Raw genomic sequence first — 22,041 nt, 5'->3', positions numbered from 1 at the left:
AATGAATGATACACATCAACTTTTGGGTAATGTTATTGTAATCCATAAACCGCCGTATGATGAGCTTTTTGCGTTAATTTTTCCGTTATGGGCTTCGACAATGTTCTTGCAAATGGTTAAGCCTAACCCGGCACCGCCGGTGGCTCGATTTCTTGATTTGTCTTCTCGAAACAGGTGTTCAAACAAAAATGGAAGTGATTCTTTATCAACACCCGGCGATGAGTCTTGAATATCAATCTTGACAAGTTCTGCGTGCTCGTGAACTTCTATTGCCAGCGTACCAGGGCTATCTGTATAGCGGAGAGTATTTTTTAGCAGGTTAGTCAACAATTGGCGCATGCGCTTTTCATCGGCTACGATCATTGTTGATGCTGACTGGTGAGAGAAATCTACTGTAATAGCATTTTTGGTAAAGCTACTTTCAAAACTTTCTAGCGACTTGCTGATAATTTGATTGATATCACATGGAGCGAGTTTGTAGTTTAGCGCGCCCAAATCAGAAAGAGATAGCTCATAAAGATCATCAACTAACTGCGCCAATTGAATCACTTCTTGTTCAACCGATAATACGCTTTGTTTGTTGAGCGGCCTTACGCCATCGATCATTGCCTCTATTTCTCCCCGCAGAACCGATAAGGGAGTCCTGAGCTCATGGGAAATATCGGCGATCCATTTATTTCGTGTCTGGGTATTTTTTCTGAGTGTTTTCGCCAGTCGGTTAACGCTGTTTGCCAGTAAGCCGATTTCATCTTTGTTGTTCTGACTAACCTCAATTTCATAGTGACCATTTGCCAGGTCAAGTGCCGCTTTGTTGAGTTTTTTAACGGGTTTTACAATTTTTCCAGCCATAAAGTACGCGATAATAAAAGATAACGTCAGCGAAATGGCTGCGGCTGAGATAAAAGCGCGATTTTGTTTTGCTGAGAATATTAGTGCATCTTCATTCTTAAGTTGAGTGATTGGTTTTAGTCCAATATAGCCAATGATCTCGGATTCAACTTTCATCGGAAAAAGCTTAAACTCAGCGCTTAATTTAGGGCCGAATATCCGTTGTTGATTTTTATCAAGGACGTTGATACGAGTGATGAAGTTTTCGCTGGTTGCTTGTTCATTCTCGGGCGGACCGGGCCGATGCGGTGGTTTTCCACCAGGAGGAGGTGGATGCGAATGATTTGGTCCTCGTTTTCGTCTTGGTTTATGTTCTGGAGGTGGAGGGCGGAAATTACCTTTTCCTCTCGGTCTGCGCGGTGAAAAATACTGCATTTCGTCTGGCAGTGCTTGCTCAACAATTTCCTTCCATTCTCGAGGATTTCGTTCCAGTTGAGACCAACCATTATGTTGTAAATAATGCTCAATTAGCGTGTCGGCTAGATAATTGACTTGCTCTTCTTCTTTTTTGTTAACATAAGTAAGAAAGCCTTGGTCGAATGTCCAATAGCTGATTAACAGCATAATTAACAAGGCAATCAGACTGCTTAGTGCGATTACACTAAACACTTTGATTCTCATTCCCAGCTTCATACTTACCCCTTCCAACATCTGTTTATTACAGATTTGTTGTCATTATATTGCTACATATTGCCATGTTCATGGTTTTGAAAAAACAACGATTAGTTAAAATAGTTGTTTTCGTTATTCGTTTGATGTGGGACAAATCATTTGTCATGGCACAAACTCACGCTGCTAAGACATTTTTAAATTAAACTGTGCTACTCAATATCAGTTTTAACAAGGTGAGCGGTTCTAAAGATAGCGGGCTTTTAATAGAGTGCCAGTCTGTTTAACGTAATTACACATTGTTTGCACATTTTTGTGACCAGGTAAAAAAACTTCAGTATGATTTAGCAGCTTTTTTGTTAAGGGGGGTTCTCGTTGAAAAAACGTATCTTACTTTTGTCTGGCTATGACGCTGCCAGTCATCGATATTGGCGTCGGACCCTTGAGAACAACCTGAGTGAGTTTGAGTGGACACAATTGTCTCTACCTGACAGGCATTTTTCATGGAGAACTCGCGGAAGCAGCTTAACATTTGCGTTCGAACGTCAACAAGAACTGAGCGGTGATTATGATTTATTGATTGCGACCTCGATGGTTGACCTGGCTGCGTTGAGAGGATTTTTACCCCATCTTGGACTGTTACCGACCATCGTTTATTTTCACGAGAATCAATTTGTTTATCCCATATCCAAGGAACAGCCGAACTTGCTCAATGCTCAGTTAACGAGCATTTATAGCGCTTTATGCGCCGATCAGATTTTGTTTAACTCTAACTACAACCGAAATACTTTTTTAAATGGCGCGGCAAAGCTACTTCAACGTATGCCAGATGGTGCGCCCGCATCGCTGATTCACACACTCAAAAATAAATGTGATGTTATTGCTGTGCCGCTGGAAGATTGCATTGGTAATTCGACTAATGATTCACAAAAGCGAGAACAACCAGAGACAACTGAACGAACGAAAATAATAGCGCCTGCCAAAATTTTGTGGAACCACCGTTGGGAGTACGATAAACAGCCTGAGATATTTTTTGACGCATTACTTCTTCTGAAAAAAGCGGGCTATTCATTTAAATTGAATGTGGTCGGCCAATCTTTTCGAACAATTCCATCGTGTTTTCAACTGGCTAAGGAGCAGCTTGCTAGTCATATCGAGTATTGGGGACACCAACCTCGAGAAACTTACCAGTTAATTTTACAAAGCAGTGATCTTGTTGTATCAACCGCTTCCCATGATTTTCAGGGGTTGAGTATGTTAGAGGCAATTCATGCCGGCTGCACGCCGGTTGCGCCTGACAGCCTTGTTTATCCGGAGTACATTCCTGAAAGTTTACGTTATGCTACCGCTCAGACTCCTCAGCAGGAGACTGCAAACTTGTTAGCTTTATTAACGCAGATTCTGGCAGCTGATGAGCGTCAACCTATTAGCGTCAACAATTATCTGGTCAGTCATTTGATACCTGAGTATCGAGCTATTTTTAATCGCTTAATTGCTCGGTAGTTGAACCACTAAGCATTTGAGAATATAAAAAATCTAAACTATTATTCAAGTAGGGAATTAGAAAAATAGCCACTTCTGGTATCGTCTAAGCTTTTGTCTCACTGGCGGGGTATTCCAATCTTTTAACGGCAAAGGGCTAACAGATACCAAGTTCCAATTATTTTGCAGTTCTACAGGGAATGGCTTGTTGGCGGAACACGCTGAAGGTCGGTTTTAACCCTATAGAGAAATCACATCTATGTTTAAATTTAAATCAATTCGCACCGAGTTAACCGTCCTTTTATCTTCTGCACTTGCATTAATCTTATTACTGGTTTCTTTTGTTTTTATTCAAAAAGTGTCTGATGAAACTCAGCAATCCGCCAAAAACGGGTTGAGTAACGCGCTCGCGCTGCAAACATTAGAAATCGAATCTTTTATTAAAAAGCACGGAGAAGTCGTTGATACAATGGTTTCTTCTCCGCAGTTAACCAGTTGGTTTGATAATTACAGAGAAAGGCAAAAGGATCTTACTGGAGACAGCGATTTTCCAAAAATACTCCAGCTATTTAAAAACCTGGCCAATCGAGATGAGAGCACTAAAGCGGTTTTTTTAGCAAGTGCCGCAACCGGCGAGTATTTTGATAGCACCAACGGAAGATACTATGGCGATGGCACCTACTATGCGACAAAACGTCCTTGGTGGGGGGAGGCGGTTAAAGTTAATCGACTTTTTATCACTCAGCCGGAAATCGATATTGTCGACAAGACTATTGTGTCTTCGGTTAAGCGAACGGTTTACAACGATTCTGGCGAGTTAATCGGAATTGCCGGTGTCGACATTCTCTTATCAACCATTGAGCAGCAAGTCGCTTCGCAGCTTAACTATCAGGGTCAGGGACTGCCGTTTATTATGAATCGTGACGGCCGCATTATTATTTTTCCTGCTGATGATACCGTGATAAAACCCAACAGTGATATTGGAACAGTCGATTCGATACTTGAGCATGCATCTGGATTTCAACAATTAAAGCAAATGATTCAAGCACAGAATAGCGGTATGGCCGAGGTGACCTGGAATGGCGAGAAACATATTGCAGCCTTTGACAGTATTTCAATGGAAAGTCCTTTGGTTGATTGGGCGGCGGGGATCATTATTTCTCATGATATTGTTGACGCGCCCATTCGCACTAGCGTTCAAAATTATATTTTTGCCGCATTGATAATTTTGGCTGTAGTCAGTTTGACGGTTTGGCTAGTCAGCTTGAGGATTGTCAATCCATTAAAGCGAGTGGTAGACGCGATTTACGATGTTGCGCACGGTGAAGGGGATCTGACTCGTCGTATTGAAGTGCAAAGTGAAAATGAGGTCGGTGAATTTGCCAATCAATTTAATCTTTTTGTTAATCAGATTCATGACATTATTCGATTGAATAAGCAAACGGTTGATGAGTTGATCGAAAGTTCGGAAAAAGTCGCGCAAATCACAAGCCTCAGTGCGAAAAAAGCGGAACAACAAAGGGATTCAATTGATATGGTTGCTACCGCCGCGGAACAGCTCAGCTATTCGGTTAACGGTGTTTCTGAAAATTCAAACGCGGCGTCTCATTCCGCCGATGAAGCCGATAAGCAGATTACCAAAGGCGTGGAAGTGGTTGATGAAGCCTCAGACAGTATTCGAACTCTGGAAGCAACGGTTGATCGGGCGTCGGAAGTTGTGAATAAATTAAATCAGGACAGTTCGAAAATTGGTGAGGTTCTGGAAGTGATTAGAAGTATTGCAGAGCAAACCAACTTATTAGCGTTAAATGCAGCAATAGAAGCGGCACGGGCTGGGGAGCAAGGACGTGGATTTGCGGTAGTAGCGGACGAGGTGCGCTCGCTGGCCAGTAGAACTCAAGAGTCGACAGAATCAATCCATCATATTATTGAGGGACTGCAGGGGAGTGCCGGCGAAGCGGTTAAAGCCATGGATGAGGGAACCGAACACGCACACATTGGTGTTGATAAGTCGGATCTGGTTCAAGGCGTTCTCCGCAGTATCACTGAGGCGGTAGCGGAAATCAAAAAACAATCTACTGAAATTGCCGGCTCAACAGGGGAGCAAGCCAAGGCGTCTAATGAAATTACCGAGAGAGCGGCCAATATCAGGCAGTTGTCGGAAGAAACCGCTGCTGAAATGTCTGATGTATTAACTGGTACTTTGCAGCAAAAAGAAGATATTCAAAAATTGGCTGAATTGGTGGGGCGGTTTAAAATCTGACTATATTAATCTCGACTGTCTAGCTTAGCTATTAGCCTAACTATTTGAACCGTCTAGCCAACCGGTTAATTTTTATAAACTCACGATCATGCGATTAAGAGCCTGGATTTGTTCTGGTCGCTTTCCTAGCGTTCATTGAAAAGAGAAAAGCGGCATTTCTCACCCCACTTGGAACTAATTAGGAACCGAATTCAAAAGTATTCGGACTAAGCAAACAAAAGCCCCCCATTTTGACTTAAAATAGGTTACAATTCGCCACTTTTTGATGAAACCCATTTGCCAAGAACGCTGTAATTACTATGTCTTACACCCAATATATTCGAAATTTCTCTATTATTGCCCATATCGATCACGGGAAATCGACCTTATCTGATCGACTCATTCAAGAATGCGGTGGGTTGAGCGAACGAGAGATGTCGGAGCAGGTTCTAGATTCAATGGATTTGGAGCGAGAGCGCGGTATTACCATTAAAGCGCAAAGTGTAACATTGAATTATAAGGCGAAAGATGGCAATGAGTATCAACTGAACTTCATTGATACGCCCGGCCATGTAGACTTCTCATATGAAGTTTCGCGCTCGTTGGCGGCCTGTGAAGGGGCGCTTCTTGTGGTGGATGCCGGTCAGGGAGTCGAAGCACAAACCCTGGCGAACTGTTACACCGCGATAGAACAAGATCTGGAAGTTATTCCTGTATTGAACAAAATCGATTTACCTCAGGCCGATCCTGATCGGGTTGCCCAGGAAATCGAAGATATTATCGGTTTGGAAGCGCTTGATGCGGTTCAATGTAGTGCAAAGACTGGTGTTGGCATTGAAGAGCTGCTTGAAGAGTTAGTCGCCAAAGTACCCGCACCTGTTGGTGACCCTGATGCACCGTTGCAGGCATTAATTATTGATTCCTGGTTTGATAACTATCTTGGGGTTGTATCTTTGGTCAGAGTTGTTCAGGGAACACTGAAGCAAGGCGAAAAAATGTTGGTTATGTCAACTGGCAAACCACATCAGGTTGATTTTGTAGGAATATACACGCCAAAAAGACATGACTTACCACAATTGCGAGCCGGTGAAGTTGGATATGTTATTGCTGGTATTAAAGAAATCCAGGGAGCGCCGGTCGGTGATACCTTAACCACATTCAAAACGCCGGCTGAGCAGCCACTGCCAGGATTTAAGAAGGTTAAACCGCAAGTTTATGCGGGATTGTTCCCAGTTTCGTCCGACGACTATGAGGCGTTCAGAGATGCTTTGGCTAAATTAAGCCTTAACGATGCGTCTTTGTTTTATGAGCCCGAAAATTCCACCGCATTAGGCTTTGGGTTTCGCTGCGGCTTCCTTGGCATGCTCCACATGGAGATCATTCAGGAGCGTCTGGAGCGAGAGTATGACCTTGATTTGATTACCACGGCACCGACAGTGGTCTTTGAAGTGGTCAATTCGAAAGGGGAAGTAACCTATGTAGATAATCCCTCTAAATTGCCCGAGCCAGGCGAAATCGAGGAAATGCGTGAGCCAATCGTTGAGGCCAATATTTTAGTTCCTCAAGAGCATTTAGGCAGTGTAATTACTTTGAGCGTTGAAAAGCGTGGCGTTCAAACCAAAATGGAATACGCGGGAAATCAGGTTTCGCTGTCTTACCACTTGCCGATGAATGAAGTCGTTCTCGACTTTTTTGACCGTTTGAAATCGGTGAGTCGCGGTTATGCATCATTAGATTACAATTTCAAACACTTCCAGGCGGCAGATTTAGTTAAACTGGATGTATTGATTAACGGCGATAAGGTCGATGCCTTGGCCATTATTGTCCATAAAGATCAAGCCCAGTACCGTGGGCGAGAGCTGGTTGAAAAAATGCGAGAGCTAATCCCTCGTCAAATGTTTGAGGTGGCTATTCAGGCGGCAATTGGTAATCATATTGTGGCGCGCTCCACGGTTAAGGCACTGAGAAAAAATGTTACCGCAAAATGTTACGGTGGCGACATTACTCGAAAAAGAAAGTTGCTTGAAAAGCAAAAAGCCGGTAAAAAACGCATGAAAAAAGTAGGTAAAGTAGAAATTCCGCAAGACGCGTTCCTGGCTGTGCTTCAAGTGGGTAAAGATTAGTGCCGCTTAAGGCAACTGATTGCAAAGTGATTGTTTATAAAGTGACTTGTTATAAAGTAAAGAACCGTCGAAACAGATAAAAATAGAATGTTTCAAGGGAAAAATAATGTTTGTTATTAAGGGTTTTCACTATGAGTAGCTATTACGGGTTAATTTTGGTTGTTTTAACCTTCGTATCGGGCCTGATTTGGCTGGTCGATGCACTGACTGCCGGTAAAAAGCGCAAAGCAGCGATTGCAAAACTTCATCTGCAAGATGAGTCGCCTGCTCAAGAGGCAATTGACGCGGTCGCCCGGGAACCTGTTTATGTTGACTATTCGAAGTCATTTTTTCCGATATTACTGTTTATTGTCGTTTTACGTTCGTTTTTATATGAGCCTTTTCAAATTCCTTCTGCCTCGATGAAACCTACTTTAACTGAAGGGGATTTTATCCTCGTCAATAAATACAACTATGGCCTTCGCTTACCGGTTAACTCAAAGAAGGTCGTTGATATCGGATTACCTAAACGTGGCGACATAGCTGTTTTCAAAGCGCCCCATAAGCCCCACGAAGATTATATCAAACGAGTTATCGGGCTGCCGGGCGATACCGTGATATATACCAGAAACAAAGAGTTGTACATTATTCCAGCATGTCCTGCTGATACTCAGAAGGAGGAATGCCCTGAAAAAATCCAGGTTAAAAAAGAAAGGGTGCCAGGGGATGACTATATTGATATGAACCCCGACACCGGCAGTTTTACCAAAAATCATGAGTTTATCGAGACTATCGATGGCGTTGAACACGGCACTCTTAATCGGCCAGAAGTTAGACAGCGTAACAATTTTGGCATTGAATATGACAGAGAGTTTAAAGTGCCACCACGCTCTTATTTTGTTATGGGCGACAATCGTGACAATAGTCTGGATAGCCGCTACTGGCCGACGACTCATTTTGTTCCTGAAGAAAACCTGGTGGGACAGGCTGTTTCTATCTGGCTTCATCTGGATTTTGGCATCAAAAATAAAGCCTTTCGATGGGTACCAACAGGAATTGATGTAAGCCGAATTGGCGGGATCCAATAGATTGTTATGCTATGATTAACTCAAAGGTTAATGGGAAGTAGGCTAAACCATTGGTTTAATGAGCAAAAAGGTATATCTGCATGAATAATAATTGCCAATTAAAACAACAACAGGGTGCGACTATGTGGAGCACCCTTTCTATTGGTTTGATGATCGGATTCATCGCGTTAATTGCATTTAAATTGGTCCCTGTTTATATCGACCACGGTATAATTCGAGGATCAATGCAGGAGTTAGTTAACCAACGAGATTTCAGGCAAATGACGGCTAAACAGATTCTGTTGAGCATGGAAAAGCGGATGATGGTTGATAATATTCGCGGCTTCGGTAAGGATGCATTTACTGTATCAAGAGAGAAATCCGGCGAGAAATTTATAATTATCGAATATTCAGCAAAAGTGCCGATTGCAGGAAATGTTTCTGCGAGCGTTGACTTTAAAGAAGAAATTCGCCCCGTAAGATAATCAGTTTCCAGGCTGAACAGAAAATTCAATGACTCCTTCCCCTAACCTTAAGCATCTTCAAAAAAAACTTGATTATCAATTTAAAGATATCGGGTTGTTAGAAAAAGCGCTGACTCATCGTTCGGCGGCCGGTCGACACAACGAAAGACTCGAATTTTTGGGTGATGCGATTTTAGGCAGTATTATTGCGCACCAATTATACCTCCAGTTCCCAAAAGCTGACGAAGGCCAACTCAGCCGTCTGCGAGCGTTTCTGGTTAAAGAAAAAGCTTTGTTTGAACTTGCCCAGGAGTTAGATTTAGGTGACTTTTTAAGGTTGGGTAGCGGTGAATTAAAAAGCGGCGGATATCGGCGTGCGTCAATTTTATCAGACGCATTTGAAGCGATAATTGGTGCGGTATATCTCGATAGTGATTTTATTGCTACTCAAACGTTCGTATTGAATCTCTATCGTAATCGGCTGGGTGCTTTATCCTTGGATATGGCGCAAAAAGACCCAAAAACCAGGCTTCAGGAATGGCTTCAGGCCAGAAATATTGAAATTCCTGAGTATGAAGTAACCCGTTCAGTCGGCAAGGATCACGCGAAAACTTATTGGGTGAACTGTAAAGTTAATTACAATGAATTGATCGCTGAAGGAAAAGGGGCCAGTCGTCGTAAAGCGGAACAAGACGCCGCAGAAAAAATTCTGGAGAAAATATCGAATGGCTAGTCCTTCAACCCATTGTGGATTTGTCGCTTTTGTCGGGCGGCCCAATGTTGGAAAATCCACTTTGCTTAATCGTTTGCTTGGACAAAAACTGAGTATTACCTCACGCAAACCGCAAACGACCCGACATCGTATTATGGGAATCGATACATTCGATAATACCCAGTTGGTGTATGTCGACACCCCGGGATTACATAAACAAGAAGCACGGGCGATTAACCGATTTATGAATCGTGCCGCGGCCAGTTCGATATCAGACGTCGATATTGTTGTATTTGTGGTTGAGCCTGATCGTTGGACAGAAGATGATCAATTAGTTCTCGAACACCTGAAAGCCAGCAAGAGACCAGTGATTCTTTTCCTGAACAAAACCGATCAGCTAAAAGACAAAGAACTTTTATTGCCCCAGCTGCAGAAACTATCGGATAAACATGAATTTCTACAGATCATTCCCGGCTCTGCGTTAAAAGGATTACAAGTGGATGAGTTAAAATCTTATCTAGTAGACGCGATGCCTGAGGGAGACTTTATATTTCCTGAAGACTACTACACCGATCGTAGCGAAAGATTTCTTGCCGCGGAAATTATTAGAGAAAAATTGATCCGCCAGTTAGGCGATGAACTGCCTTATTCTGTTACCGTAGAAATTGAGCAGTTTAAAACTGACGAAGCAGGTTTGTTGCGAATTAACGGTTTAATATTGGTTGAGCGGAATGGTCAAAAATCAATCGTAATTGGTAAAGGCGGCAGTCGATTGAAACAGGTTGGAACTGACGCTCGTAAAGATATTAAGCGATTATTCGGACAGAAAGTTTTTCTCGAGCTTTGGGTTAAAGTTAAAGATGGTTGGGCCGATGATGAACGGGCTTTACGCTCTCTTGGCTTTGACGACTATAAAGACTAATTGGCAACCATTTTGTTTAATGTTGATATCGAACTGAATTACTTACTTGATTGGTTCGCTTGTTTCAAGTCAATAAGATTGGCTTGACCTGTTAGATAAAAAGCGATTGTAATCGGCCCAATGAGCATTGAAAAAAAAGCGACTGCCTTTGTACTGCACTCAAGAGCCTATCAAGAAAATAGCGCTATTTTGCAGCTATTTTCTTTACAATACGGTCGTTTTTCAGCGTTAGCAAAAGGGATCAAAGGCAAGCGCTCTCAAGCTCGTAAAGCGTTACTCCAGCCATTTCATGAACTAGCCCTTGAGCTGACCGGCAAAGGCGAGCTAAAAACGATTACCCATTGTGAACTCGCAGATGATATTTCAGGCGGTTTTCCCGATGCTTTTCGGGCTGCAGGTGTTCAACTCCAAGGACAACAGTTGGCCTGTGGCTTTTACGCCAACGAACTTATCATTCGCGTTTTGCCGGAGGATCAGGATGTTCCTGAGCTTTATCAATCCTATGCAGCGTTTCTCAATCAATTAAAAAAAACGACACAGGCCTATGATGCCGCGTCAGACTCCGGCTTTGCGCCATTGCTCAGAAATTTTGAAGTCGGCTTGTTGACTGTGATGGGGATCGCTCCTGATTGGTCCTGTGATATTAACCACAATCCCATCGACAAAAATAGGTATTATTCCTATCAGACTCAGTCGGGTTTCTACCCTGTTGAGTTACGAGAAGAAACTAATTCCACCGCGACTTCTGGTTATCAGACAAATCGCGCCGATGTATTTGATAAACGACTTAGCGGAATATTTAGCGGACAGTCAATTTTATCTTTGGCCGCTGGCAAATATTGCTCATCTCACCTCAAGGCTTGTCAGCAAATTACGCGTTTGTTGCTACGAGAAGTTATCGGTGACAAACCTTTACAGAGTCGAAAATTGTGGCAACATAGAGGTCTTCAGAATACTGCAGTTTCAGGCGATGGTAATTGTTCTGATGAAACGAAAATTTCGGGGCAACCAACGTCGGCCAAATCGACTATCGCAAGTGATGAAAAGAGCGATGAGGAAATGACATTCAATAAATCTGATGAGAATTCAGAAGAGAAACATAAAGGTACTGATTGATGAACGAAGCGCAATCCATATTGCTCGGGGTTAATGTTGACCATGTGGCCACCATACGTCAGGCTCGGGGAGTGAATTACCCACAGGTCGTCCAAGCCGCGTTAGTGGCTGAACAAGCCGGTGCGGATGGTATCACTATTCATTTACGTGAAGATAGAAGACACATTCAAGATAGAGATGTAGAGTTGGTTCGGGAGTGTATTAACTCGCGCCTGAATCTGGAAATGGCGGTAACTGATGAAATGGTGGCTATCGCCAAAAAAACACAACCTGAATATGTTTGTCTGGTACCGGAAAAACGTGAGGAAGTCACTACAGAGGGCGGTCTCGATGTTTGTGGAAATTTTGAAAAGGTGAAACAGGCTTGCCAAGAGTTAGGTGAACAGGGAATCAAAGTTTCTTTGTTTATCGATGCTGAAGAGCGTCAGATCGAAGCGGCACAGAAAGTTGGGGCGCCTTTTATAGAAATTCACACCGGGCATTATGCTGATGCGCTTAATGAAAGCACTCGAAAAGAACAATATCGATTAATTTGTGATGGCGTTAAATTCGCGAAAAATTGTGGTTTAATGGTCAATGCCGGTCACGGATTACATTACCATAATGTGGCGCCAATTGCGGCGATCCCTGATATTTATGAACTGAATATCGGTCACGCTATTATCGCTCAGTCGGTATTTAGTGGGTTGGCTACGGCAGTTGCTGACATGAAAAAAATCATGTTAGAAGCCAGACGGTAGGTTGGGCTTTTCTGAATGAGTATCTGGGGCAACGGTATCGACCTCTGCGAAATCAGCAGAGTAGAAAAGTCGTTAGAAAAACACGGCGATGTATTTGCCAATAAAATTCTTCATCCTAACGAGAAGTTGGTTTTTGATACTCACCGCTTTAAAGCTAAATACCTGGCTAAACGATTTGCAGCGAAAGAAGCTTTCGCTAAGGCTCTGGGAACCGGTATTGCTGAAGGCGTGATTTTGCCTGATATTGAAGTAATCAACCAGAAATCCGGCAAGCCAGAACTACGATTACACGGTATCGCCCATACTAAGGTTGCCGAAATTGGAGATGCTCGGTTGCATCTGAGTATCAGTGATGAACGTCGTTATGCTGTAGCGCAAGTTATTATTGAGCTGGTTTAGCGAGGATTAATCATAATTGATTGTCTGTTTCTGTCGTATTCGATAAATCAAGAGATTATCAGGGTTTGAGGCCCGTTTTTAGCGGTTGTCGATGGATCTTGGTTAGCGACTAGGCTAGAATAGCAAAACTTTCATAGTTTCAAATAGTTATAAATAGTTATCCTGATTTTCAGGGTGGTTTGTTAGTATAGTTTTATTTAGCAGAGTCGTTTTTATCTGGTTGGGGTGTCTTAATGACTAAAGCGCTTAATTTCAGCGTTAATACCGGGCCTGGTTACCTAGCTAAATAATAAGGTTGAAACAATTAAGACCCTCTTTTCACAAGGCGCTTCACACACCACTCGGTTATTTATTGCCGCGGTAATGTCGTGCGTATTGATGTTTATTGATAACCATCAGCATCACCTGGAAGGTTTACGTAAAGCAATCGGCGCGTTTATTACGCCTATTGTTTATGTTGCGGACATTCCCGGTGATTTTTTCGCCTGGAGCGGCGAAAAGTTGATGACCAGAAGCCAGTTACGCCAGGAAAACTCTCGTTTAAAAAGCGAAAGCCTTATTCTCAAAGCCCAGTTACAAAAGTTTGTGGCACTACAAGCCGAGAATGCACGGCTTAGAAACTTACTCGGGAATGAAAACAAATCGATTGAACGTCGGCTCGTTGCCGAGATCATTCAAATCGACAGCGATCCTTTCAGTCTCAGGTTCTTGATTAATAAAGGTAGCATGCACGATATTTTTGTCGGGCAGACTGTGATTGACGCTAAAGGAATTGTCGGGCAAGTCGTTGAAGTTTCGCCCGCAACTGCAAGAGTGCTGATGATTTCGGATGTCACTCACGCCATTCCCGTTCGAGTAAACCGAAATGGTGTTCGGTCGACAGTGGTTGGAACTGGTCAGCTTAATTTGCTTGCGCTGCAATTTGTACCAGAAACAACCGATATCAAGGTCGGCGATCTGTTATTGAGTTCGGGGCTAGGCCAACGCTTTCCAGACGGTTATCCCGTTGGGACTGTGACTTCCGTGCAGCGAGATCCTGGTCAAGATTATGTCAGAATTTTTGCCTCTCCTGCGGCCAGGCTGGAACGAAATGCTTTAGTTTTACTGGTTTGGCCGGAAAAGAAAGTGGAGTCGAATTGATGCAAGCTAAAGCTGAATCAAAGGGCGGCATGGTTATCATCGTCTCGCTTTTAGTGGCGATGCTGATGAATGTCATGCCACTGCCTGACTTAATTTCAATGTTTAAGCCTGATTGGGTTGCCCTGGTTTTGATTTACTGGGTGATGGCGTTGCCAAACCGGGTGGGTGTTTTTAGCGGCTGGATTTTGGGGCTTTTTGTTGATGTTCTTTACGGTACTTTATTTGGTATTCACGCCTTATCTTTAGCGGTTGTCGCATTTCTTGTACAAATGATTTATCACCGCTTACGCTTGTTCCCACGCTGGAAACAAGCGATAAATGTGGCTGTCGTTGTCGGTATTCATCGGCTGATAGTGGTGACCTTGACTGGATTGGTTGAGCCGGTGAAGGCCGATTATACCTATTGGCTGCCCTTAGTTGGTGTCGCTATTTTTTGGCCGTGGGTTTTTATCTTATTGCGGGATATCAGACGTAAGTTTTGTTAATTGATTTTGCTAATCTGGTTCGGTTGACTTTTCGTTTATCGTTATTGGAATTGCAGCCGAAATTGGAATTGCAGCCGAATAAACAGTGTTAGCGGGATAAGTTAATATTACTTCAAGCTAATATCGTTCTAAGTTAAGCGTTATACCCTAAAGTTCAATATAAAAATGCAGGTAGGAGTACCGTGACAAATTCTTTATTTCCTCAGTCGATTTTCTTAGCTTCTCGATCGCCGCGGAGAAGGGAATTATTGAGTCAGATTGGAGTTCAATATGAACTCATTGATATTGAAATTGATGAGTCGGTCAGAGAAAGTGAGAAGCCAATCGACTATGTTAACCGAATGGCATGGGAAAAGGCGCAAAAAGGCTGGCAAAAATTAACCGCCGAAATGCCGAATAAGGTCATAAATAAGGCGTTGTTGGCGGCAGATACCAGCGTGGTGCTGAATGATAAGATTCTCGGCAAGCCACTAAATTTGAATCAAGCTATCGAAATGTTGTCACAGTTAGCCGGAAACTCCCATCAAGTGATGACTAGCGTTGCTATTATTAACAAGGATTGGATTAAACAGGCTGCTTCGGTGACGAAAGTTCATTTTGGCGCTATGACAGAGAAGGAGATTTTAGCCTACTGTCAATCCGGTGAGGGAGCTGATAAAGCTGGCGGTTATGCCATACAGGGAATAGCTGCACAACATATTAAAGCGATTGAAGGGAGTTACTCCGGTGTTGTTGGATTACCTCTATTTGAAACTGGTGAATTACTAAAGCTGCATTTTGGAGCGTAGGCGCAAAATAATGAAAGAAGAAATTCTCATCAATGTGACCCCACAGGAATGTCGTGCCGCCGTTATCGAAAACGGTATGCTGCAGGAAATGTACGTTGAAAGAACATCGAGCCGAGGTTTAGTCGGTAATATCTACCGTGGTAAAGTGATTCGTGTACTGCCCGGAATGCAGGCGGCTTTCATCAATATTGGTCGCGAAAGATCGGCTTTTTTACACGCCGCCGAAATTTTGCCAATTTCTGAAACCGAACTCATCGAAAACGATAATATCACCACGCCGGATATCAATGAATTGTTGCACGTGGGCCAGGTTATCACCGTGCAGGTAATTAAAGATGAAATCGGCACAAAAGGTGCTCGACTGACAACCCATTTAACCATTCCGTCACGTTATCTGGTGATGATGCCGGATAACCCCCATATCGGCGTATCGCAGCGTATCGAAGATGAAGTTGAGCGGCAGCGTTTGAGGGACATTCTTAGCCATTCAAAGGAAGCGCAAACTGCGGGAGAATTGAGTAAAAAGGGCGAGGTTGAGGAAAAGCTAAGCGAATCAGACGAGAGTCCGTCGAAAGAAAAGCAGACTAAAAAGCGTAAAAAGAAAAAGCTCAAAGATAGTGTCAGTGATGAGCAGCCGGGTTATATCGTTAGAACGGCTGCCGAAGGTGCCGGCGACGATGAGTTGCACCGAGATGCTGATTTTCTGGGAAAGTTATGGCAATCGATTAAAGAAAGGATCAGAGGATCGAAAGCGCCGTGTCTGGTGTACGATGATTTGGATTTAGCACTACGGCTTATCCGAGATTCGGTTCCTTCAGACGTAGAAACCATTAAGGTTGATTCAGACGAGGTTCATACGAAATTGTTATCCTTTGTAGATGATTTTGTGCCTGCGCTTAAGTCTTGTGTCGATCTTTATAGTGGAGAGCGGCCATTATTTGATGTTTACAATGTTGAAGATGAAATAGAAAAAGCACTCCACCGGAAAGTTCAGCTTAAGTCAGGCGGTTATTTGATTATTGAGCAGACAGAGGCCATGGTGACTATTGACGTTAATACTGGCGCATTTGTTGGTTATCGCAATCTTGAAGATACGATTTTCAAAACCAACCTGGAGGCGTCGTCGGCGCTAGCCCGACAGTTGAGATTAAGAAATCTTGGTGGCATGGTCATTATTGATTTCATCGATATGAAAGAAGATGAGCACAAACGCCAGGTTTTAAGAACGCTTGAGAGAGCGTTGGAACGAGATCACGCGAAAACGCATATTTCAGAAGTGTCATCCCTTGGGCTGGTTCAAATGACCAGAAAACGTAACCGCGAAAGTTTAGAGCATCTTTTATGTGAATCTTGTCCGACTTGTGATAACCGAGGCAGCATTAAAACGGCTCAGACGATTTGCTACGAAATTTTTAGAGAATTATACCGTTCTGCAAGGGCTTATGAAGCCCAGAAATATCTGGTTCTAGCGACGCAAGAAGTTGTAGACCGAATGCTGGATGAAGAAGCTTCTTACCTGGCTGAATTAGAATCCTCTATTGGCAAGCCGATTCGCTTTCAAGCTGAGAGATTATACACACAAGAGCAGTTTGATGTTGTACTGCTTTAGATTAAGACGGTTTTTTAGTGAATAATCAAACTTATAATCCGGTTGCCAGATTTTTTGTTTATCTGGTTAATAAAATGTGGCTGCTGTTAGCAACGCTGATCATTTTGACCGCGGTTATTTTCACGCTTTTAAGAGTATTTCTCCCACAAATAAACTATTTCAAACAAGACATTGAGAGCTGGCTTGAAAATGAGTTTCAGGTCGAAATTGATATCGAAAGTATCGATGCCGAGTGGGGCGCTTCCGGGCCTGTTTTTTCTGCCAAAAACTTCCAACTTAAGTCGAGTGATGGCCAACTCAGCGTGATTTCAGTTGAGGCACTTTCAATTTACCTTGATGGTTTTGGTTCTCTGCTTTCCAATCAATTTGTTTCGGAAAATATCGCCATTTCGGGAGCATCCCTTAATTTTGTTATTGATAGAAAATTGGGGGTGAGATTCGACGCGCTGGAGGAAATGGAAAGCGAACAGCTCCCCACCGAATTTCAATCAACCAGCAAAGTGCTTTTATCGACATTATTCGGGCAAAAACACTTGATCGTATCCGACTCCAAAATCACTTTGGAAACGCTGACCGGAAAACAGTTCAATTACAATATTGAACAGTTGAACATTCAAAACTATGAGCATATACATCAATTAACCGGCTTTTTTGATGATGAAAAAAGTGGCAAATTAAAACTGGCCGCAGAGATTTATGGCGATCCTTCATCTGACGATAGTTATACTCATTTTTACCTTGAAGGTCGCGGTATCGACTTGTCTAAACTACCTGTTTCAGAAAGCCACCAACACTTAAAACCAGACAGTGGTGTATTGAATTGGCGTTTGTGGAGTGACTGGAAGGATAATCGTTGGCAAACGGCTGTTGGTGACATTCAAATAGAACAAATGGAGTGGAATGAAAATGAGCAACTTGCCAAAGACAACAACGCCGGCATTAAGACTTCATTAGCGAATATTGAAAACTTTACTGCAAAATTTTCGTGGAACTTTAACGACGAGAATAGCGGGCTGTTTTCTTTAAGTAACATTGACCTTACTCAAAAGAAAGTCCCACTTGATAATAATCAGGATGACCACGAACTTGATAACACTAACAAGCTTGAAGGTTTACCCAATATCTATCTGGTTTATCAAAACGGCGAACAAAACATCATTAGCTGGGATGTCATTATTCATAACTTTGAAGTCTCGCCTTTGAATAGTTATTTCGACTTGTTATTGGGAGAAGCGCCGAAGTCGACATTTTCCAGTTCTGATTTTAAGTTAAACCTTGATGTTCTTGGAGTTCGTCTCACCAAAGAAAACCGTCACTGGTTAAAGCCTGTTTTTCACACTCAGTTTAGCAAACTTCATTATCAATCACTACTCGACTTGCCGCAGGCTAATGGTCTTTCCGGTGAAATTAATATCGTTGATGGGCTCGGTCGGGCCAAACTCGCCGGTAGTGATATCAAGCTTTATTTCAATGGCTTGTTTCGTGCACCTCTCGCACTCGATACTTTGGATGTCAACCTCAATTGGTTGATTGATTCAGAAGATAATCTTGATTTGTATATCGACTCTGCTGCCGCAAAGAATGAGGATTTGGGTATCAACGCGAAAGCACGATTTTTCTTTCAGGACGATAAACCGGTTTTATCTTTGTTTGCCGAACTCAATGACGTTAATGCAGAAAACAAGTCGCTTTACCTACCTGTGGCAATTATGGACGATGCGCTCGTCGAGTATCTTGATAACGGTGTTAAGTCGGGCAGACTACCTTTAGTTAAGGCCGTTGTACATGGACCGCTGGACGCGTTTCCTTTTGACAATCAAGAAGGGCTATTTTCAATTCTGGGCTTTCTGGAAAATTCGACCTTTGCTTATCAACCTGACTGGCCCCAGGTAGAAGGTTTAAAGGCGAAGCTTTTGTTTGAGGGTAATGGCATGGATTTGCGGGCGACAGCCGGAGCCACGGGAAAAAATCAGGTTAATCGAGCAAGAGCTGTGATTAAAGATTATTCCGCTCTGAATACTCCTTTCGAACTCTACTTAGATGTCGCTAGTCAGGACAATGCAGGAAGTCAGTTTTTACAACAAACACCCTTGAAAGAGCTTGGTGAAAATCTTGAAGTTTTTGAAATTACAGGTCCGTTGAGAACTAAAGTTGATTTGTCTTTTGGGCTGGATGATAGTTCGAATCTAACCATGCAAGGTCAGGTTTTTCCTGATAAAAAGAAAACCAAAATAAAAGTAAAAGAAATCAAACTGGAAGATGTTGAAGGTGTCGTCAATTTTAACCATCTCGGAGGCACTGCTAGCCAGCTAAAGGCCAAATATCATGGCTCACCAATTGATATTCAAATTGCCGGGCCAGATAAAACCGAAAAGTCAGAATTGACTGTGTCGGTACAAGGTAAAATTAAGTCGGAAGCATTGAGTGATTTTGCCGGTAAGACCTGGGCTCAATTTATTGCCGGTGAAGCTAATTTTAGCAGTGAGATTAAAATTGCTGCTGACGATTCGGATAGCGACACTCAAATTAGTTTTAACACGGATTTAAAAGGGATTGAAATTAATTTGCCGGACGAATTTGCGAAAAGCAAAGCGCAGGTCACGCCATTAACACTCAATATTAATGCCGCTGAAATTTCGACGGCAACCATTCAATGGGAAAAGTTTCTTGGGAAGTGGCAATGGCAAGAAAAATCCAAGAACACAGTTGAACAGCTCGGTGGTATATTTTTGTTTAACTCAGAAAAAACAATGCCGCAAACGGTGCAACCTGAGTTTACTGTTGATGGTCGCCTGGCGCGGTTTGACTTGAAAGAATGGCAACCGGTAATTGAGAAAATTAAGCGAGACTATCAATCTTTATCAGAGAAGGAACAGGCTTCTCCAGAGAAAGTCTTATCACCGAAAAATAATACTTCGAAGCAACAAAGCAGGATTGGCATTAAGCTGCATGTCGATGAAATTATTAATCCTGCCGTTGCACTAAATAATGTTGATATTGCAGCTCATCAATCGGCTAACGGAAGTTGGGTTTTTGGTGTGCATAGTGAGCTCGGAAATTTATTGTTAAGAGATAAAGGTAAAGCGCCCTGGGAGCTTGAGATTAATGATCTTAACCTGCATTTAAAAACCGAATTTCTAGCAGAGGACGCAGATGAGAGTGAAAAGAGTGGGGAGGTTACCGATGGAAAAAGTCATTCAAAAAATGACTCTGCTTCTGCCATTGAAAGTTTAGCTAGCTGGCATGATATTGACATCAAATGTTTTAATTGCACTGTGGTTGAAAAAGTATTGGGTAGTGTCGATGCTAATTTGCGTGTTAAAGACAATAAGCTAACGCTGGCAGGTAAAATCATTGACGGGAAACGTCATAATCTATCTTTTAAACTTCATTGGTCTCAAACGGAAGAGCAACTATCTGAACTAGAAAATGAATTACTGGAAGAGGCTGGAGAAAGAGAGACAAAAGTTGCTAAAAACACTAAGGGTGAAAGTCAGTCCAATAAAGCAGTCAGTCAATTAGTCAATCATACGTTGGTGGAGTATGAGTTGTTTAGTGATAATGTTGGTGCGATGATGAAGCGGTTTGATTATCCGGTGGGGGTTGAGGATAGCAGCGGCAGATTTATTGGCCGCTTGTGGTGGAACGATCTCCCATGGTCTATTGAGCCAGTTGAAATTGAGGGAGATTCAAGAGTTGAATTGGGCAAGGGATATTTAAGTGACATCAGTGATGCTAAGGCTCGATTGTTTTCATTATTTAACTTGCAATCCCTGTCGCGTAAATTACAGTTGGATTTCAAAGATGTTTACAAAAAGGGATTTTTTTACGATAAGTTATACGGTGATGTCTCTCTTAGAGAAGGCGTCGTTTTTACCGACAATATTTATGTCGATGGAAATGCGGCGAAAGTTGATTTAAAAGGTAGTGTTGATCTTAACGAGGATACCATTGAGCAATATGCTTTGGTCACACCACAATTAACTTCGAGCTTACCTGTTTTAGTTGGCTGGGCTGTTGAGCCCACTACTGGATTATTAGTTTATTTAATCAATAAAATAATGGAGCCGGCAATTGAAGTAGTCACTCAGATTGAGTATCGAATACACGGACCGTTAGAGCAAATAAAGGTCGATGAGATCAAAAAGCAAAAGTCGAAAGTAAAATATGATGTGCCTGAACCCGAGCCGGAGTCTGAGCCAAAGTCTCAGCTCAGTGGAAATGAAGGAACAGAAAAGGACGTTACTTCCGATAACGATTTGAAAAGCGAAGTTGAAGCTAGTACAGAAATTAAACCAGAAGAAAAAAACGAAGTTAATAATGATGAGTCGGGTAACTAATACTCTGAAAATACTAGTATAAAACATTGGCTTACTTAAACGATATTTCAACCAATTCGCAATTGAAATCGTAGTGTATAGTAAGTTCCCTCACAGAGCATTCAAAATGAAAAACAATGTTAAAGTTTCTGCTGTACAGATGGTATCAGCAACAGATTTACCAACGAATCTTGAAACTGCAGCAAGATTGATTGGCGAAGCTGTTCGGCAAGGGGCTGACATCATTGTCTTACCCGAGTATTTCGCGATCATGGCGGAAAATGAAGCTGCCCGAGTCAATTGCACAGAAATTCATGGAGCCGGCCCGGTACAAGATTTTTTGTCGGAACAGGCCCTACGTTGGAAAGTGTGGATTATTGGTGGTACTCATCCGGTTGTCTCACAAATAAATGGCAGGCCCTTTGGAAGGTGCTATGTGATTAATCCGAAAGGTGAGAAAGTTGCCTGGTATGACAAAATTCATTTATTTGATGTCAGCGTTGATGATCAGCAGAAAAATTATGCGGAATCGGAGTATTGCTTTCCGGGGGATTCGGTTTGTGTATTTGAGACTCCCTGGGGAAAAGCTGGATTAGCGGTTTGTTACGATTTACGTTTTCCAGAGTTATTCAGGCAGTTATCTGAGCTGGGCGCTGATTTAATTTTTATTCCGGCGGCATTTACCTATGTCACGGGAAAGGCCCATTGGCTGACCTTGTTAAAAGCACGAGCCATTGAAAACCTGAGTGTCGTTGTCGCCTCTGCCCAGGGAGGAAAGCACCAGAATGGCCGGGAAACCTGGGGACACTCTTGTATTATCTCATCTTGGGGTGAAGTGCTGACACAATTAAATGATGGGGACGGGGTTGTAGTAGCCGATATTGATTTAATACAGCATCAAAAAATTCGCAATGAATTTCCAGTCTTAAGCCATAGAAGGTTATAATTAACCTGAGG

General features: G+C 42.6%; 17 protein-coding genes. 16 read left to right on the top strand and 1 reads right to left on the bottom strand.

Going from position 1 to position 22,041, the window contains the following annotated elements; genetic code table 11:
- Window positions 1–15 precede the first annotated feature (15 nt).
- The gene (locus FLL46_RS17460; RefSeq protein WP_168204209.1) at window positions 16–1,521 is read right to left on the bottom strand and encodes an ATP-binding protein; all 1,506 of its coding nucleotides are present in this window, start codon (window positions 1,519–1,521) and stop codon (window positions 16–18) included.
- A 351-nt stretch (window positions 1,522–1,872) separates the two neighbouring features.
- On the opposite strand from FLL46_RS17460, the gene FLL46_RS17455 reads away from it, so the two are divergent.
- From FLL46_RS17455 to FLL46_RS17380, 16 genes are all read left to right on the top strand, one after another.
- Window positions 1,873–3,000, top strand: a complete 1,128-nt coding sequence (locus FLL46_RS17455; RefSeq protein WP_142932605.1) for a tRNA-queuosine alpha-mannosyltransferase domain-containing protein — start codon at window positions 1,873–1,875, stop codon at window positions 2,998–3,000.
- A 238-nt stretch (window positions 3,001–3,238) separates the two neighbouring features.
- Window positions 3,239–5,242: a methyl-accepting chemotaxis protein gene (locus FLL46_RS17450; RefSeq protein WP_142932604.1), complete on the top strand. Its 2,004-nt coding sequence runs from the start codon at window positions 3,239–3,241 to the stop codon at window positions 5,240–5,242.
- 299 nt (window positions 5,243–5,541) lie between these two features.
- On the top strand, window positions 5,542–7,344 hold the full coding sequence (gene lepA / locus FLL46_RS17445; RefSeq protein ID WP_142932603.1) for a translation elongation factor 4: 1,803 nt from the start codon (window positions 5,542–5,544) through the stop codon (window positions 7,342–7,344).
- A gap of 131 nt (window positions 7,345–7,475) precedes the next feature.
- On the top strand, window positions 7,476–8,411 hold the full coding sequence (gene lepB / locus FLL46_RS17440; protein WP_142932602.1) for a signal peptidase I: 936 nt from the start codon (window positions 7,476–7,478) through the stop codon (window positions 8,409–8,411).
- 80 nt (window positions 8,412–8,491) lie between these two features.
- The gene (locus tag FLL46_RS17435; protein ID WP_142932601.1) at window positions 8,492–8,875 is read left to right on the top strand and encodes a DUF4845 domain-containing protein; all 384 of its coding nucleotides are present in this window, start codon (window positions 8,492–8,494) and stop codon (window positions 8,873–8,875) included.
- Window positions 8,876–8,903: 28 nt separating this feature from the next.
- The gene (gene rnc / locus FLL46_RS17430; RefSeq protein WP_142932600.1) at window positions 8,904–9,587 is read left to right on the top strand and encodes a ribonuclease III; all 684 of its coding nucleotides are present in this window, start codon (window positions 8,904–8,906) and stop codon (window positions 9,585–9,587) included.
- A complete protein-coding gene (era, locus tag FLL46_RS17425; RefSeq protein ID WP_142932599.1) occupies window positions 9,580–10,488 on the top strand; it encodes a GTPase Era in 909 nt (302 codons plus the stop codon). Before rnc ends, era begins: the two co-directional genes overlap by 8 nt.
- A gap of 120 nt (window positions 10,489–10,608) precedes the next feature.
- Entirely contained in the window at window positions 10,609–11,604 is a 996-nt protein-coding gene (gene recO / locus FLL46_RS17420; RefSeq protein ID WP_142932598.1) for a DNA repair protein RecO, read from the top strand.
- Window positions 11,604–12,344, top strand: a complete 741-nt coding sequence (pdxJ, locus tag FLL46_RS17415; protein ID WP_142932597.1) for a pyridoxine 5'-phosphate synthase — start codon at window positions 11,604–11,606, stop codon at window positions 12,342–12,344. Before recO ends, pdxJ begins: the two co-directional genes overlap by 1 nt.
- A 15-nt stretch (window positions 12,345–12,359) precedes the next feature.
- On the top strand, window positions 12,360–12,743 hold the full coding sequence (gene acpS / locus FLL46_RS17410; protein ID WP_142932596.1) for a holo-ACP synthase: 384 nt from the start codon (window positions 12,360–12,362) through the stop codon (window positions 12,741–12,743).
- A gap of 303 nt (window positions 12,744–13,046) precedes the next feature.
- Complete coding sequence (mreC, locus tag FLL46_RS17405; protein ID WP_142932595.1) at window positions 13,047–13,883, top strand: rod shape-determining protein MreC; 837 nt, start codon at window positions 13,047–13,049, stop codon at window positions 13,881–13,883.
- The gene (gene mreD, locus FLL46_RS17400; protein WP_142932594.1) at window positions 13,883–14,368 is read left to right on the top strand and encodes a rod shape-determining protein MreD; all 486 of its coding nucleotides are present in this window, start codon (window positions 13,883–13,885) and stop codon (window positions 14,366–14,368) included. Before mreC ends, mreD begins: the two co-directional genes overlap by 1 nt.
- Before the next feature lie 182 nt (window positions 14,369–14,550).
- Window positions 14,551–15,156 (top strand): Maf family protein, encoded by a 606-nt coding sequence (locus FLL46_RS17395; RefSeq protein WP_142932593.1) that lies wholly within the window; start codon window positions 14,551–14,553, stop codon window positions 15,154–15,156.
- 10 nt (window positions 15,157–15,166) lie between these two features.
- Window positions 15,167–16,765: an Rne/Rng family ribonuclease gene (locus FLL46_RS17390; protein ID WP_142932592.1), complete on the top strand. Its 1,599-nt coding sequence runs from the start codon at window positions 15,167–15,169 to the stop codon at window positions 16,763–16,765.
- Between the two features lie 17 nt (window positions 16,766–16,782).
- A complete protein-coding gene (locus FLL46_RS17385; RefSeq protein ID WP_142932591.1) occupies window positions 16,783–21,105 on the top strand; it encodes a YhdP family phospholipid transporter in 4,323 nt (1,440 codons plus the stop codon).
- A 106-nt stretch (window positions 21,106–21,211) separates the two neighbouring features.
- Complete coding sequence (locus FLL46_RS17380; RefSeq protein WP_142932590.1) at window positions 21,212–22,030, top strand: carbon-nitrogen hydrolase family protein; 819 nt, start codon at window positions 21,212–21,214, stop codon at window positions 22,028–22,030.
- Window positions 22,031–22,041 lie beyond the last annotated feature (11 nt).

It is taken from the genome of Aliikangiella coralliicola (assembly GCF_007004725.1).
In the GTDB taxonomy this organism is placed as follows: domain Bacteria; phylum Pseudomonadota; class Gammaproteobacteria; order Enterobacterales; family Kangiellaceae; genus Aliikangiella; species Aliikangiella coralliicola.
Note: the sequence above shows the minus strand (reverse complement) of the source record. Positions and strands in the feature narration are given on the sequence as shown.